The 13,210-nt window shown below is 61.4% G+C and carries 15 protein-coding genes; 12 read left to right on the top strand and 3 right to left on the bottom strand.

Translation table 11 applies throughout. The annotated features are described in order from the left end of the window. Positions 1-47: 47 nt before the first annotated feature. The 5 genes from AC1RMF_RS07030 to AC1RMF_RS07050 are packed head-to-tail and all read left to right on the top strand — an operon-like array spanning position 48 to position 6,246. Positions 48-1,202, top strand: coding sequence for an EscU/YscU/HrcU family type III secretion system export apparatus switch protein (locus AC1RMF_RS07030; RefSeq protein ID WP_342619005.1), 1,155 nt, complete (start codon positions 48-50; stop codon positions 1,200-1,202). Then, positions 1,199-3,277 (top strand): flagellar biosynthesis protein FlhA, encoded by a 2,079-nt coding sequence (flhA, locus tag AC1RMF_RS07035; protein ID WP_342619006.1) that lies wholly within the window; start codon positions 1,199-1,201, stop codon positions 3,275-3,277. Before AC1RMF_RS07030 ends, flhA begins: the two co-directional genes overlap by 4 nt. After that, entirely contained in the window at positions 3,274-4,749 is a 1,476-nt protein-coding gene (gene flhF, locus AC1RMF_RS07040; protein ID WP_493140718.1) for a flagellar biosynthesis GTPase FlhF, read from the top strand. Before flhA ends, flhF begins: the two co-directional genes overlap by 4 nt. Continuing rightward, on the top strand, positions 4,742-5,530 hold the full coding sequence (locus AC1RMF_RS07045) for a hypothetical protein (RefSeq protein ID WP_342619008.1): 789 nt from the start codon (positions 4,742-4,744) through the stop codon (positions 5,528-5,530). The genes flhF and AC1RMF_RS07045 overlap by 8 nt, the downstream gene beginning before the upstream one ends. Then, positions 5,530-6,246, top strand: coding sequence for an RNA polymerase sigma factor FliA (locus tag AC1RMF_RS07050; protein WP_342619009.1), 717 nt, complete (start codon positions 5,530-5,532; stop codon positions 6,244-6,246). The genes AC1RMF_RS07045 and AC1RMF_RS07050 overlap by 1 nt, the downstream gene beginning before the upstream one ends. Before the next feature lie 25 nt (positions 6,247-6,271). Here the strand turns inward: AC1RMF_RS07050 and AC1RMF_RS07055 are convergent, their stop codons facing one another. The 3 genes from AC1RMF_RS07055 to flgA all read right to left on the bottom strand — a co-directional run bounded on the left by AC1RMF_RS07055 (position 6,272) and on the right by flgA (position 7,865). Further along, the gene (locus AC1RMF_RS07055; protein ID WP_342619010.1) at positions 6,272-6,652 is read right to left on the bottom strand and encodes a hypothetical protein; all 381 of its coding nucleotides are present in this window, start codon (positions 6,650-6,652) and stop codon (positions 6,272-6,274) included. A 54-nt stretch (positions 6,653-6,706) separates the two neighbouring features. Next, the gene (gene flgM / locus AC1RMF_RS07060; RefSeq protein ID WP_342619011.1) at positions 6,707-7,021 is read right to left on the bottom strand and encodes a flagellar biosynthesis anti-sigma factor FlgM; all 315 of its coding nucleotides are present in this window, start codon (positions 7,019-7,021) and stop codon (positions 6,707-6,709) included. Positions 7,022-7,115: 94 nt separating this feature from the next. Beyond that, a complete protein-coding gene (gene flgA / locus AC1RMF_RS07065) occupies positions 7,116-7,865 on the bottom strand; it encodes a flagellar basal body P-ring formation chaperone FlgA (protein ID WP_342619012.1) in 750 nt (249 codons plus the stop codon). 194 nt (positions 7,866-8,059) lie between these two features. Between flgA and flgB the strand changes: the two genes are divergently transcribed. From flgB to AC1RMF_RS07100, 7 genes are read left to right on the top strand one after another with little or no spacing between them, the layout of a single operon-like run. Continuing rightward, a complete protein-coding gene (gene flgB, locus AC1RMF_RS07070; protein ID WP_493140722.1) occupies positions 8,060-8,515 on the top strand; it encodes a flagellar basal body rod protein FlgB in 456 nt (151 codons plus the stop codon). A 29-nt stretch (positions 8,516-8,544) separates the two neighbouring features. Next, on the top strand, positions 8,545-8,949 hold the full coding sequence (gene flgC, locus AC1RMF_RS07075; protein WP_342619014.1) for a flagellar basal body rod protein FlgC: 405 nt from the start codon (positions 8,545-8,547) through the stop codon (positions 8,947-8,949). Positions 8,950-8,968: 19 nt separating this feature from the next. Continuing rightward, positions 8,969-9,619: a flagellar hook assembly protein FlgD gene (locus AC1RMF_RS07080; protein WP_342619015.1), complete on the top strand. Its 651-nt coding sequence runs from the start codon at positions 8,969-8,971 to the stop codon at positions 9,617-9,619. 21 nt (positions 9,620-9,640) lie between these two features. Continuing rightward, positions 9,641-10,870 (top strand): flagellar hook protein FlgE, encoded by a 1,230-nt coding sequence (gene flgE / locus AC1RMF_RS07085; RefSeq protein ID WP_342619016.1) that lies wholly within the window; start codon positions 9,641-9,643, stop codon positions 10,868-10,870. Between the two features lie 16 nt (positions 10,871-10,886). Beyond that, the gene (locus AC1RMF_RS07090; RefSeq protein ID WP_342619017.1) at positions 10,887-11,627 is read left to right on the top strand and encodes a flagellar basal body rod protein FlgF; all 741 of its coding nucleotides are present in this window, start codon (positions 10,887-10,889) and stop codon (positions 11,625-11,627) included. A 21-nt stretch (positions 11,628-11,648) separates the two neighbouring features. Further along, positions 11,649-12,431: a flagellar basal-body rod protein FlgG gene (flgG, locus tag AC1RMF_RS07095; RefSeq protein WP_342619018.1), complete on the top strand. Its 783-nt coding sequence runs from the start codon at positions 11,649-11,651 to the stop codon at positions 12,429-12,431. Positions 12,432-12,448: 17 nt separating this feature from the next. Continuing rightward, the gene (locus tag AC1RMF_RS07100) at positions 12,449-13,153 is read left to right on the top strand and encodes a flagellar basal body L-ring protein FlgH (protein WP_493140726.1); all 705 of its coding nucleotides are present in this window, start codon (positions 12,449-12,451) and stop codon (positions 13,151-13,153) included. Positions 13,154-13,210: the final 57 nt, after the last annotated feature.

A 13,210-nucleotide genomic window follows, 5' to 3' on the forward strand; every position in this document is an offset into this window, starting at 1 on the left:
TTCGCGACCCCCTCGCGACAATGGTGTGAACCACTCAAGTTCTCACCATGGATTCCGGAAGCCAAGACCGCAACTTACCCGCATCGGAACGCAAGCTTAAGAAAGCGCGGGAAGACGGCCAGGTCAGCCGTTCCGAAGATCTGTCCCACCTTGCAGTATTGGGTGCGGGTTCTCTGGCCATTGTGTCGCTCTCACCCCGCCTGTTCGACCTGCTTCGCCAGGAGATGGGGCGTCAGCTCACCTTCGACGCACTCACCATCAAGACCCCTGCAATCGCGTTTTCCCGCCTGGATGAAGCCATGATGCTGTGCCTGGGCGTCTGTGCCCTGTTCGCCTGCATCGTGATGACGGCTTCGGTGCTGTCGGCCATTGCGTCCGGCGGCTGGGTTGCCAGCCTCACGCCGCTGATGCCGGACTTCAGCCGCCTCAACCCCCTGTCGGGCTTTGGCAACCTGGTGAGCAAGAAGAAGCTGATCACCACGGCCAAGATGGTGCTGATCACCAGCATCCTGTTCACCATCGCCACCATTTTTCTCAGGAACGGGCTGGTGCCCATGGCCTCCCTGGTGTTGCAGCCGTCCAGCTCGGCCGTCATGCACCTGGTGCAGTGGCTCATGGGCGGATTGGGTCTGATGCTGCTGGTGATCCTGCTGGCGGCCATGGTCGACGTTCCCCTGCAGAGCTTTCTGCACAAGGGCGAGATGAAGATGTCGCACCAGGAAGTCAAGCAGGAAGGCAAGGAAAGCGACGGCAACCCCCAGGTCAAACAGAAGATCCGGCAAAAGCAGCGCGAACTATCGCAACGTGCCAGCGTCACCAAGGTTCCCAAGGCCGATTTCGTGGTGATGAACCCCACCCACTTTGCCGTGGCCATCAAGTACGACGACAAGACCATGGTGGCGCCCCAAGTCATCTCCAAGGGCACCGATCTGCTGGCGCTGAAGATCCGTGACATTGCTAAGAACCACGCCATTCCCGTGTTGCAGTCCCCCATGCTGGCACGTGCGCTGTATGCCCACGCCGAGCTCGACCAGGACATTCCATCCACGCTGTACACGGCGGTTGCCCAGGTCCTGGCCTACGTCTACCGCCTGCGCGCGGCCATGAAGGGCATGGGCCCCATGCCTGAAGAAGTGCCGCAACCTTTTGTCCCGCCGGAGCTCGATCCGCTGTCCAAAACCTTGAAAGCGGTTAACGCATGAACGCCCAACTGAAAAACCTGCAGCAGTGGTATGGCAATAACGCCGGCGTCATTCAGGGCGCGGCCGCCCCCCTGCTGGTAGTGGCCATCCTGGCCATGATGGTGCTGCCGCTGCCGCCCCTGCTGCTGGATGCGTTCTTCACCATCAACATCGCCGTAGCCCTGATGGTGATGATGGTTGCCGCCTACATGGTGCGTCCGTTGGACTTTGCGGCGTTCCCCAGTGTGCTGCTGCTCACCACGCTGATGCGCTTGTCGCTGAACGTGGCCTCCACCCGGGTGGTGCTGCTCGAAGGCCACACCGGTGCTGGCGCCGCAGGCGCGGTGATTGAAGCCTTCGGTCACTTTCTGATCGGTGGCAACTTCGCCGTCGGTCTGATCGTGTTTGCCATCCTGGTGGTGATCAACTTCGTGGTGGTGACCAAGGGTTCGGAACGTATTGCCGAAGTGTCGGCACGCTTCACCCTGGATGCCATGCCCGGCAAGCAGATGGCGGTGGATGCCGACCTGAACGCCGGTCTGATTGACGAGAAGGAAGCCAAACGCCGCCGCCTGGAGATTGGCGAGGAAGCGGACTTCTTCGGTTCCATGGACGGTGCCTCCAAGTTCGTGCGTGGCGATGCCGTGGCCGGCATCCTGATCCTGCTGATCAATATCTTTGGCGGTCTCACCGTGGGTGTGCTGCAGCATGATCTGAGCCCCTCGGAAGCTGCCAACACCTACATCCTGCTGGCTGTCGGTGATGCGCTGGTTGCGCAGATTCCCGGCCTGCTGATTTCGGTGGCCGCTGCCATGGTGGTGTCCCGCGTGGGCAAGGAAGACGACATCGGCAAGCAGATCATTGGCCAGATGTTCGTCTCGCCGCGGGTGCTGGCCATTACCGCCACCATCATGTTTGTGCTGGGCATCATCCCCGGCATGCCGCACTTCGTGTTTCTGACCATTGCGGCAGTGCTGTTCTACGGTGCATGGGTGCTGGCCAACCGGCCTGTGGTCACGGAAACCGAAGTCGTGGCGCCCACGCCTCCGTCCGACGGCGAGGCATCTTGGGATGACCTGCAGCCGGTGGACCAGCTGGGGCTCGAACTGGGTTACCGCCTGATCGCCTTGGTGGACAAGACCCGCCAGGGCGACCTGCTCAACCGCATCAAGGGTGTGCGGCGCAAGTTTGCGCAGGAGGTTGGCTTCCTGCCGCCGCCGGTGCACGTGCGTGACAACCTGGAACTCAAACCCAGCGCCTACCGCATTACCTTGCGCGGCGTCATCGTCGGTGAGGGCGAGGCATTCCCCAACATGTTCCTGGCCATCAACCCGGGCGGCATTACCACGCCGCTGATCGGCACTGCCACCACCGACCCTGCGTTTGGACTGCCTGCACACTGGATCGACGACAAGCAGAAGGAAGCGGCGCAAATGGCCGGTTTTACGGTGGTTGATTCAGAGACTGTGATGGCCACCCATTTGTCACACTTGATGCAAGTCCAAGCCTCCAAATTGCTCAGCCGCACCGAGACCCAACAACTTGTGGAACACGTCGCCAAGCTGGCCCCCAAACTGATCGAGGAAGTCGTCCCCAAAATGGTTTCCATCGCTGTCTTCCAGAAAGTCCTGCAGCTGTTGCTGGACGAGGCCGTACACATCCGGGATATCCGCACCATCATCGAGTCGATAGCCGAACACGCCACCAGCACCACTGATCCGGTCGAGCTGGCCAAGCGCGTTCGGGTGGCACTGTCGCCTGCCATCGTCCAGCAGATTTACGGCCCGACCCGCGAGCTCAACGTGATTGCCATCGACCCCGGTCTGGAGCGCCTGCTGGTGCAGGCCCTGGGCAATTCCGCCGGTCCGGCACTGGACCCAGGCGTGGCCGACATGCTGTCGCGCACCGCCGCAGAGACCGCCATGAAGCAGGAAGAGATCGGTGTACCCGCCTGCCTGCTGGTGCCCGACCAGATCCGCAGCTCCATTGCGCGCCTGCTGCGTCGCGTGGCGCCACGCCTGCAGGTGCTTGCCCACAGCGAAATCCCTGAAACCCACACCATCCGCATTGGCCCCATCCTTAGAGGTGCAACATGAACATCCAACGCTTTACCGCTGCGACTTCCCGCGAAGCGCTGGCCAAGGCCCGCATGGCATTTGGCGAAGGCACTCTGATTCTTTCCAACCGCCCAGTTGAAAACGGCGTGGAGGTCGTGGCCACCGGCGAAGACAGCCTGAACAGCCTGGACCAAGGCACCTCCGGCTTTGGCAAGGGTGGCAATGGCGAACCACAACGTCGCTCGGCTGAATCCAGCTCCCGCGACACCGCATCCCTGGTGGAAGACGATGCCAACCAGTTGGCCATGAGCACCCTCTCCTTCCAGGACTATGTGCGCGAACGCATGGCGCGTCGCCGCCAGGAAGCCACCGAGGAAAGCAGCAAACTCATTCGCATTCCGCGCGACGAAGCACCCGCACCGCGTGCACCAGAACCGCGCCCGACCATGGAGCCGATGCAGCAGTCTGCAGCACCACAGGCCTTCGCAGAGCCTCGACCCGTGGTGATCAAGGCCAGCCCCCCGGTACGCCCCGAAACGGACAGCCTTGCCGGACAGGCCATGTCGCCCAGCATCAGCCGCGAACTCAATGCCATGAAGGAGCTGATTGAAGACCGCTTCAACACGCTCAACTGGCTGGGCCAGGCGCGCCAGAACCCGATCCAGGCTAACCTGATGCTCAAGCTGATCCGCGCCGGCTACTCGCCCACGCTGTCGCGCACCATCCTTGAACGCCTGCCGGCAGCGGCCGACGCCATGCAGGCCATGCAATGGGTGATGGATGTGCTGGAGCGCAATCTGCATACCGATTCCAAGGGTGTGCCCTTGCACCAGGAAGGCGGTGTATTCGCCCTGGTGGGCGCCACCGGCGTCGGCAAGACCACCACCACGGCCAAGCTGGCCGGCCTGTGCGCACGCACCCATGGTCCCAACAGCGTGGGGCTGATCACGCTGGACTCCTACCGCGTCGGTGCACAGGAACAACTGCGCGCCTACGGCAAGATGCTGGGCATCGTGGCCCACCTGGCCCATGACCGCGCCGCGCTGCAGGACCTGCTGGGCTTGCTGGCCAACAAGAAAATGGTCCTGATCGACACCACCGGCCTGGCACCGCGCGATCCGCGCAAGCGCGAAATGATGGACCTGCTGGAGATCCCGGGCGTCAAGCGCCTGCTGGTGCTCAATGCGGGTGGCCACGGCGACACGCTCGAAGACACGGTTGCCAACTTCAAGACGACCGCCAACCAGCAGGTCATCCTCTCCAAGACAGACGAGGCGGTCAAACTGGGCCCGGCCCTGGACGCCGCCATCCGCCACCAATTGGTGCTGCGTGGCATCACGACCGGCCAGCGCGTTCCGGAAGACTGGGAAGCTGCCAACGCCAACAAGCTGGTGCGCGCTTCCATGCGTTCGGCCGGCAACTCGGTGTATGACCCCAAGATCTCGGATCTGGGCTTCATCTTCAGCCACTCCACATCGAACCCTGCAGCCCGGAACATGTTCAATGCATGATGTCCCGCTCAATCAGGCGATTGGACTGATGGGCCTGGGCGCCACGCAATCTCCGCAGCTGCTGGCCATGGTCAGCCATGGAGACCTGCGCCATGAGCAACCCCTGCTCTGGCAACTGGGCAACGCACTCACCCAGCTTGGCTACGGAGTGACTGTGCTGGACGGCACAGTGGCCGAAACGGAACAAAACCCGGGTCTGCAGCAACTGCTGGACTTCCAGTTTGGCCATGGTGTCGTGGAAAGCGATGCCCCTGAGTGGAATGTGCTCCCGGCTGCACTGGGGTTGCAAACCCTGTGCGCCCTGGGCATGCGGCCCACGCACAGCCTGCTGCGCCTGGCCCAGACTTTCCAGACCAACGGGGTCGTGGTGCTCTATGCGGGCGTGGATGTGCTGGTCAAGCTGCTCGGCCACACCGATGCGCGACCGCTGCTCAGCGTGTCCTCTGAAAAGGGATCGCTCATGACCACCTATCTGGCCCTCAAACGGCTTTTGCGCAACGGTCGGATCGAGCCCACAATATTGAATATGATGGACAAGGACACGGATGGTCGCGGTGACCTGGGCGTTGCCAAGGCGCTGAGCGAATGTGCCAGGAACTTTCTGAACTACGAAGTCCAGGCGCTGCGCATTGACCCGACGCAAAAAGAATCGCTGCTGGACATGGATATGCGGCGACTGGCGACCCGTTTGTTGGAGAATGCGTTACCGCTCAGGAGCCAGGGCTCGGGTAATGCAGGATTTGATTCGTCAGGATATAGGGAATTGGGCAGGAGCCATTGATGTACACGGCCAAAGGTCAACTGGACCGCAACGCGCTGATCAAGCAGTACCAGCCACTGGTACGTCGGCTGGCGCACCACATGATGGCCAAATTGCCCCCCAGCGTGGAGGTGGATGACCTGATCCAGGTGGGGATGATCGGCCTGGCGGATGCACTCACACGCTACGAAGCCGCTCAGGGCGTGCAGTTCGAGACCTTTGCGACCCAGCGCATACGCGGCGCCATGCTCGACGAGCTACGCGAGAACGACTGGATGTCGCGTGGATCCCGCAAGAGCCAGAAGGACATCGAAATCGCTATCCGCAAGGTCGAGCACAAGGTCGGACGCTCACCCATGGAGTCGGAAATTGCCGCCGAACTGGGCATGAGTCTGTCCGATTACCAGACTTTGCTGGGCAAAGTGCGCGGCACCCAGCTGGTCTACCTGGAAGACATGACCGGGCGCAATGAAGACGACGACACCTATCTGGACCGCCATGTGGCAGATACCGAGTCCGACCCGCTCAATATGCTGCGCGACCAGAAGCTGCGCGAAGCACTGGTGGCCGCCATCAAGCTGCTACCCCAGCGTGAGCAGTACATCATGAGCATGTACTACGAGCAGGACATGAACCTCAAGGAAATTGCCGCTGTACTGGAAGTGACCGAATCGCGCGTCTGCCAGTTGCACAGCCAGTCGATTGCCAGACTGCGCGCCAAGATGCGCTCGCACTGAAGATCCGGCAGACGGCGCGGCCCGTTCAGGCCGCCAGCACCTTGAATGCGCCGGTCTGGCGCGCCACCGATCCATAGACGGAACTGCCGGCCGAATAGGTCGACTTTTCCGCGACCGGCACCACCACGGCCAAGGCCTGGTCGGTGTAGGCGGCCCGGCGAGACAGGTTGTCCCGCAATATCTGCATTCCTGCAGCCAGTGACTGGACGCGTCTACGCAACACGGCCTTGGCCGCCGGACTGTACTGGGAAGAGGTTTGCAGCAACTTGGCCAGTTCCAGACCCAAGGACTGGAGCGACTGGCTGGCGGTCTGCAACTGGAGCGCATCTCCATTTGCCAGAAACGCAGCGACCTGGTTGAACTGTTGTTCCACCAGGTCGAGTTGGGCTTTGACGGGGTCTTGCATTTCAGGTCCTTTGCACAGAGAGGGTTGCGCAGACCTGAAAACCCGGGACGCGCTTTATTTCAGCGTGGTATTGAGCAGGTCCTGCGAATTGGAAAGCAGCTTGTCGGCGATGGCTTCCGGGTTGACTACAAAGGTGCCGTCCTTGATGGACGCCTTTACGGCCTGCACTTTGGCATTGTCGATTTCCGAATGTTGATTGACCGAGTCCTTGCTCAGGGAGCGTGCGGCTCCACCGATCACCACGGCCACGCCGGCGTTGGAGGCTGACTTGGTTGCAGTTTGAGCCGCATTCTGGTCTGCCTTGGGCGCATTGGTCTGCTGGGGCTTTTGCCCGGAAACGTCGGATAGGGGTTGGCCAGTAACTCTCATGGTGTGCTCCAAAACTACGATGCGCGTAGCCTCGTACGAAGGTTATCGGCTCGAATCTAACGGACTTTAGGACTAATTGCAGCCGGTTTTTCATTTAGAGCTCAATTTTTACTGTGCGTGCATCCAGTACCGTGCCACTGGTGACCCGTCCGTTGTCCATGCGCACCCGGGCGGTTTGACCGACCACACCGGCCGAGAGCGCCTGCGCGTCACTGGAAATCTGGAAACCCGCCCCTTCGGCCACGACCCGGACCTGTGTGCCGGCCTGGAACACCTGGGTCGGCCGCACCATGCCCTGGCGCAGCACCTGTCCGGTCATCAATTGGCGGGTGGCGGTCTGCCCTAGCCAAAGGGCCGCATCGATCAGCACCGGGCTGCTGTCTTCGGCCCAGTCCACTTCAGTCTGTACCAGATCGCTTTGCGCCAGCGCGGCACCAGCCATCACCTGGCCCCGCACCACCCAGGCATTGCCAAATACCTTGACGGTCAGCGGAACGCTCACATTCCAGCGCGAGACGCCGTCCACGCAACGCACGCCAACCCGGGTATGCCCCCACAGACGCGAGCCCGGTGGCAGATAGGCCTCCACATTGCCGCACGGCGCCAGACGCAAGCGGCTGTCCAGCGCGCCGACCGTCATATCCACGCGCAGCGGCGTTGCAGATTCCGGCAGCGAGGCATTGACGTTGCTGCGCGCCCATTTCAGTGCCATTGCGGCATAGTCGGGCTCCTGGCTTTGAGCGTGCGCGATCTTGCCCAGCAGCAATACAGCAGCCGCTACCAGCAGCCCGCGAAGCAGCAACCAGCGCATGTGCTGTGGCCGTATCTGTATCAGTGTGCGCATACCCTGCTCCTGTGCCCACCATGGGCACGCTTGACGGCAACTATAGGCAGCAGACCCGCGCCGCAAAGAACGCAATTGCGGGCCAAAAGCCGCCCTATTCCACGGCTAAAAAATTAAAGTTTTTCCCATAATTGCCTCACGACACCAGCCCCAGGCCCTTCCTGGAGTGCGTGTCCCCTTATGCGAGGTAAGCAATGTTTGCCAATTTGACCAACGGACTGGACTTTCAGGCCAAAGCACTGGTGCTTCGGGCAGAGCGTCAGCGCGTCATTGCCAGCAACATTGCCAACGCCGACACGCCCGGCTACGTCGGGCGCGACATCAATTTCAAAGAGGCCATGAATGCCGCCCTGGGCGAAACCCAGGCCGGTGGCCGGCTGCAACTGTCCCGCAGCAATGAAACCGCCGCCAGCAGTGACGGCACTTCCCACAGCGCCCACATTCCGCTGCAAAGCACACTGGGCAGCCTGGGTGACGGCACCAATTCCCTGGCCTATACGGTTCAGAGCCAACCCTCCATGGACGGCAACAGCGTGGACCTGGACCAGGAGCGCGCCAACTTCGTCGACAACTCGGTCCGCTATGAAGCAACCCTACGCTTCATTAACGGCTCGTCCAAGACAATCTTGAGCGCCATTCAGGGCCAGTAGCTCTCTGACCACCCACAAGGAGCAGCACCATGTCCATGTTTTCCATTTTCAACGTCTCGGGCAGCGCCATCAGTTCACAGGCGCAGCGCCTCAACGTGGTGGCCAGCAATTTGGCCAATGCCGATGCCGTGGCCGGACCCGATGGAAAAGGCTACAAGGCGCGCCAGGTCATCTTCGAAACCGTGCCCATGGACTCGCAGGCTTCCGCCGGCGTCAAGGTCAGCGGCATCCAGGAGAGCCAGGAGCCGCTCAAACGCGTGCACAACCCGTCACACCCCTCTGCCGATGCAGATGGCTATGTGACCCAGTCCAACGTGAACCCGGTGGAAGAGATGGTCAACATGATCTCTGCTTCGCGTTCCTACCAGAACAACGTCGAGGTGATGAACACCGCCAAGACCTTGCTGCTCAAAACCCTGCAAATGGGTCAATAAGACGTAAAGGAATCCTTCCATGGTCGCCTCAGTCAGCTCCTCCACCTCCTCAACCAGCAACACAGCCTCGTCGTTGAACTCCACCTCGGCGCAAGATCAGCAGGACCGTTTCCTGAAGCTGCTGGTGGCGCAGCTCAACAACCAGGACCCCATGAACCCCATGGACAACGCCCAGATGACGACGCAGATCGCGCAGATCAACACCGTCTCGGGCATCCAGCAGCTCAACGACACCATCAAGTCGATGGCCTCGCAATACACCTCCATGCAGGTCATGCAGGGAGCGGCCATGATCGGTCACCAGGTGGTGGCCGACGGCTCCACCATTAGCGTCAACAGCGGCGTGGGCACTGCGGCACTCAGCCTGGATGCCGACGCCTCCAGTGTGCAGGTGCAGGTGCTCTCTTCCAGTGGCTCGGTGATCGACCAGATCAACCTGGGCGCCATGAAGGCCGGCAACCACAACTTCCAGTGGGATGCGTCCAAGTACAAGGGTACCGACAACCCCAGCTTCAAGATCATCGCCAAGCAGGGCACCACCGCCGTGACAGGGACACCGCTGGTGCGCGACACCATTGCTTCGGTCGGAACCGATTCCACTGGTGCCATGACGCTCAACCTCAAGAGCGGCACCAGCATCAAGTACGACACCATCGTATCCATTCTCTAAATCCACCACGAGGATCGCACCATGAGCTTTCAAACAGGTCTCTCCGGACTGAACGCCTCCAGCCAAAGCCTGGACGTCATCGGCAACAACATCGCCAATGCCAACACGATTGGAATGAAGTCATCGCGTGCCGAGTTTGCCGATCTGGTGGCTTCCACCATTGGCGCTGGTGGCGCCAATGTGTCGCCCGGAATTGGTACTGCGGTGGGGGCGATATCACAGCAATTCACCCAGGGCAATGTGAGCATCACCGGCAACTCGTTGGACATCGCCATCAATGGCAGCGGCTTCTTCCAGCTCACCAAGCCCGATGGCACCACCGCCTACTCCCGCAACGGACAGTTCAAGCTGGACAAGGACGGCAACATCGTCACCAACACGGGCGCCAACCTCATGGGTTACCCCACCGACACGACCGGCGCCGCCACGAGCACGACCCCGCAAAAGCTCGCCCTTCCCACGGGCGCATCCATTCCCGCCAAGGTGACCGGTACGATTACCGCGGAAATGAACCTCGACGCGCGTGCGCCCATTGCCTCTGCCACCACGGCGCCCGGCCAGTACGGTACATCGGTTGTGGCCTACGACACGCAGGGCAACCAGGTTCCCCTGAGCCTCTACTTTGTCAAAAGCGCCAACAACACCTGGAGTGGATATACCGACCTCACTGCCGCACAAACAGCCATTACCAGTGCTGACTACAGCACCGCGAATGCCACGCTGGTCTTCAGCACCACCGGCACCCTGATATCACCCACCGCCGCCACGTCCATTACGCTGAACTCGCCCTACAACGGCATTGGCAACTTCAATGTGCAACTGGACCTGACCAAGGCCACCCAGTACGGGACCGATTTCGCGGTCTCCAACCTGACGCAGGACGGCTATACCGCGGGCAACTTCACCGGCCTGAGCATCGACAGCAAGGGCGTGATCACCACCACCTATTCCAATGGCCAGACCATGAAGAACGGTGGCATGGTGGCCCTGGCCAACTTCCGCAACACGCAGGGCCTGACGCCCACGGGTGGCGGCGAGTACACCGAAACCTTCAAGTCCGGCCAGGCCCAGCTGGGCAAACCCACCATCGGTAACTACGGCGAGCTGCGCTCGGGTGCACTGGAAGAATCCAACGTGGACCTGACCGCCGAGCTGGTCAACATGATGACCGCCCAGCGCGCCTACCAGGCCAACGCCCAGACCATCAAGACACAGGACCAGATCATGTCGACCCTGGTCAACCTGCGCTAACCGGAACTAGCACGCCATGGACCGCCTGATATACACCTCCATGACCGGGGCCAGCGCTGCCGCGAACCGGCAGGCGATTCTGGCGAGCAACCTGGCCAATGTATCCACCAACGGCTTTCGTGCCCAACTGGAAACCTACCGCGCCGTTCCGCTCAATGGCGAAGGTGCCAGCACCCGCGTGTTTGCGGTGGAGTCCACCGCCGGTTTTCTGGACAAGCCCGGCTTTGCCCAGCAGACCGGGCGCGCACTGGATGCCATGACCACCGACAAAAGCTGGTTTGCAGTGCAGGCTCTGGACGGCAACGAGGCATACACCCGCAACGGCAGCTTTGAAGTGGCTGCAGACGGCACGCTCAAGACGTCCAACGGCTTACCTGTGCTCTCCAGCGGTGGGGCTCCCATCACCGTGCCACAGGACTCCGAAGTCACCATCAGCTACGACGGCACCGTGAGTGCCAAGGCCATCAACCAGCCCATCACCGTGGTGGGCAAGCTCAAACAGGTCACACCCAACGAGGAAGACCCACTCAAGCGCGGTGATGACGGGCTGTTTCGCACCTACTCGGGCAACCCGCTGGACAACGACGAAACCGCCCGGCTGCATGTGGGCGTGCTTGAGGGCTCCAACGTGAATGCGATCGAGACCATGGTCGGCATGATCCAGACCGCACGCCAGTTCGAAGCGCAAACCAAGCTGCTCAGCAGCGCCGAAGCCAATGACCGCTCTGCTGCCCAACTGTTGGGCTTGCAAGGCTGATCCAGCACCTAAGGAACCACCATGATCAACTCGCTCTGGATCTCCAAGACCGGAATGGAAGCCCAGCAAATGCAGCTGGACGTGATTTCCAACAACCTGGCCAATGTGTCCACCAACGGCTTCAAGAAAGCACACGCCGTCTTCGAAGACCTGATGTACCAGAACCTGCGTCAAGTCGGCGCCACCACCGCCGAGCAAAGCACCTTGCCTACCGGCCTGCAGGTCGGCCTGGGTGTGCGCACGGTGGCGACCAGCCGCAATTTCACCCAGGGCAGCATGCAGCAGACCAACAACAACCTGGATGTGGCCATTCAGGGAAACGGCTTCTTCCAGGTGACCATGCCGGATGGCACCACCGGCTACACCCGAGACGGCTCCTTCCAGCTGGACAACCAGGGCCGCATGGTCACAGCCAACGGTTTGCTGGTGCAAGGCGGCATCACCGTGCCCTCCAATGCGACCAATGTGGCAGTGGCCGCCAACGGTACGGTCACGGCCAGCATTCCCGGCACGACCACGCCGCAGACCATTGGAACCATCACGCTGGCCAACTTTGTGAATCCGGCCGGCCTGGAGCCCAAGGGCCAGAACACCTATGCCGAAAGCGCCGCCTCCGGCCAGCCCAATGCGGGCACCGCTGGCTCCAACGGCCTGGGCAACATCATGCAGGGCTTTGTGGAAACATCGAACGTGAACGTGGTGCAGGAACTGGTCAGCATGATCCAGACCCAGCGTGCCTACGAGATGAACTCCAAGGCCATCCAGACTTCCGACCAGATGCTGCAAAAGCTCGGCCAGCTGTAACTCCATAGGTGCTCGCCATGTCCTCTTCCACCTCTACCCTTGCGCGCCGCAGCGCTGTTGCGGCCACGGTCCTGCTGTGCGCCGCCTGCGCGCCGCTGCCGCAAAAAGTCGTGGTGGACTTCGCCGAACCCAAGGTGACACCGGCAGGCGCCAGCGCCGACGCCATGGTGCGCAAGCCCAATGGCAGCCTGTTCCAGCAGACCAACTATCGCCCCGCGTTCGAGGACAGCCGGGCCCGCCTGCTCGGCGATCTGGTCACCATCCAGATTGTGGAAAGCCTGGCCGCCAGCCAGGTCACCGCGTCCACCGTCAACCGCAACACATCGGCCGACACCACCATCAGCGCGGCCCCCTTGCCCGGTCTGCTGGGGGCCGACCTGATGAACCTGAACATGGGCGCCAAGACCAACAACGACTTCTCCGGCAAGGGCGGAACCACGGCGGCCAACACCTTCACCGGATCGATCACCGCCACGGTGGTCGAGGTGCTGCCCAACGGCAATCTGGTGGTCTCCGGCGAAAAGCAGATTGGCGTGAACCAGAATGTGGACGTGATGCGCTTCACCGGCACGGTGGACCCGCGCCTGCTGCAGCCCAACAACATCATCAGCTCCACCCAGGTCGCCAACGTGCGCGTGGAGTCCAAGGGACGCGGCGCCCAGGGTGAAGCCCAAACAGTTGGCTGGTTATCCCGGTTCTTTTTGAGCTTTAATCCGTTCTAAAGAACTCCAGAATTGTGCCGAGGGGTATAGGGTCCAGTCGGATCCCCCCACCTACCG

The sequence above is a fragment of the Rhodoferax sp. GW822-FHT04A08 genome (genome assembly GCF_058801025.1).

Coding starts and splice junctions, on each gene's coding strand:
- AC1RMF_RS07030 (WP_342619005.1), top strand. CDS start 48: ATGGATTCCGGAAGCCAAGACCGCAACTTACCCGCATCGGAACGCAAG.
- flhA (WP_342619006.1), top strand. CDS start 1,199: ATGAACGCCCAACTGAAAAACCTGCAGCAGTGGTATGGCAATAACGCC.
- flhF (WP_493140718.1), top strand. CDS start 3,274: ATGAACATCCAACGCTTTACCGCTGCGACTTCCCGCGAAGCGCTGGCC.
- AC1RMF_RS07045 (WP_342619008.1), top strand. CDS start 4,742: ATGCATGATGTCCCGCTCAATCAGGCGATTGGACTGATGGGCCTGGGC.
- AC1RMF_RS07050 (WP_342619009.1), top strand. CDS start 5,530: ATGTACACGGCCAAAGGTCAACTGGACCGCAACGCGCTGATCAAGCAG.
- AC1RMF_RS07055 (WP_342619010.1), bottom strand. CDS start 6,652: ATGCAAGACCCCGTCAAAGCCCAACTCGACCTGGTGGAACAACAGTTC.
- flgM (WP_342619011.1), bottom strand. CDS start 7,021: ATGAGAGTTACTGGCCAACCCCTATCCGACGTTTCCGGGCAAAAGCCC.
- flgA (WP_342619012.1), bottom strand. CDS start 7,865: ATGCGCACACTGATACAGATACGGCCACAGCACATGCGCTGGTTGCTG.
- flgB (WP_493140722.1), top strand. CDS start 8,060: ATGTTTGCCAATTTGACCAACGGACTGGACTTTCAGGCCAAAGCACTG.
- flgC (WP_342619014.1), top strand. CDS start 8,545: ATGTCCATGTTTTCCATTTTCAACGTCTCGGGCAGCGCCATCAGTTCA.
- AC1RMF_RS07080 (WP_342619015.1), top strand. CDS start 8,969: ATGGTCGCCTCAGTCAGCTCCTCCACCTCCTCAACCAGCAACACAGCC.
- flgE (WP_342619016.1), top strand. CDS start 9,641: ATGAGCTTTCAAACAGGTCTCTCCGGACTGAACGCCTCCAGCCAAAGC.
- AC1RMF_RS07090 (WP_342619017.1), top strand. CDS start 10,887: ATGGACCGCCTGATATACACCTCCATGACCGGGGCCAGCGCTGCCGCG.
- flgG (WP_342619018.1), top strand. CDS start 11,649: ATGATCAACTCGCTCTGGATCTCCAAGACCGGAATGGAAGCCCAGCAA.
- AC1RMF_RS07100 (WP_493140726.1), top strand. CDS start 12,449: ATGTCCTCTTCCACCTCTACCCTTGCGCGCCGCAGCGCTGTTGCGGCC.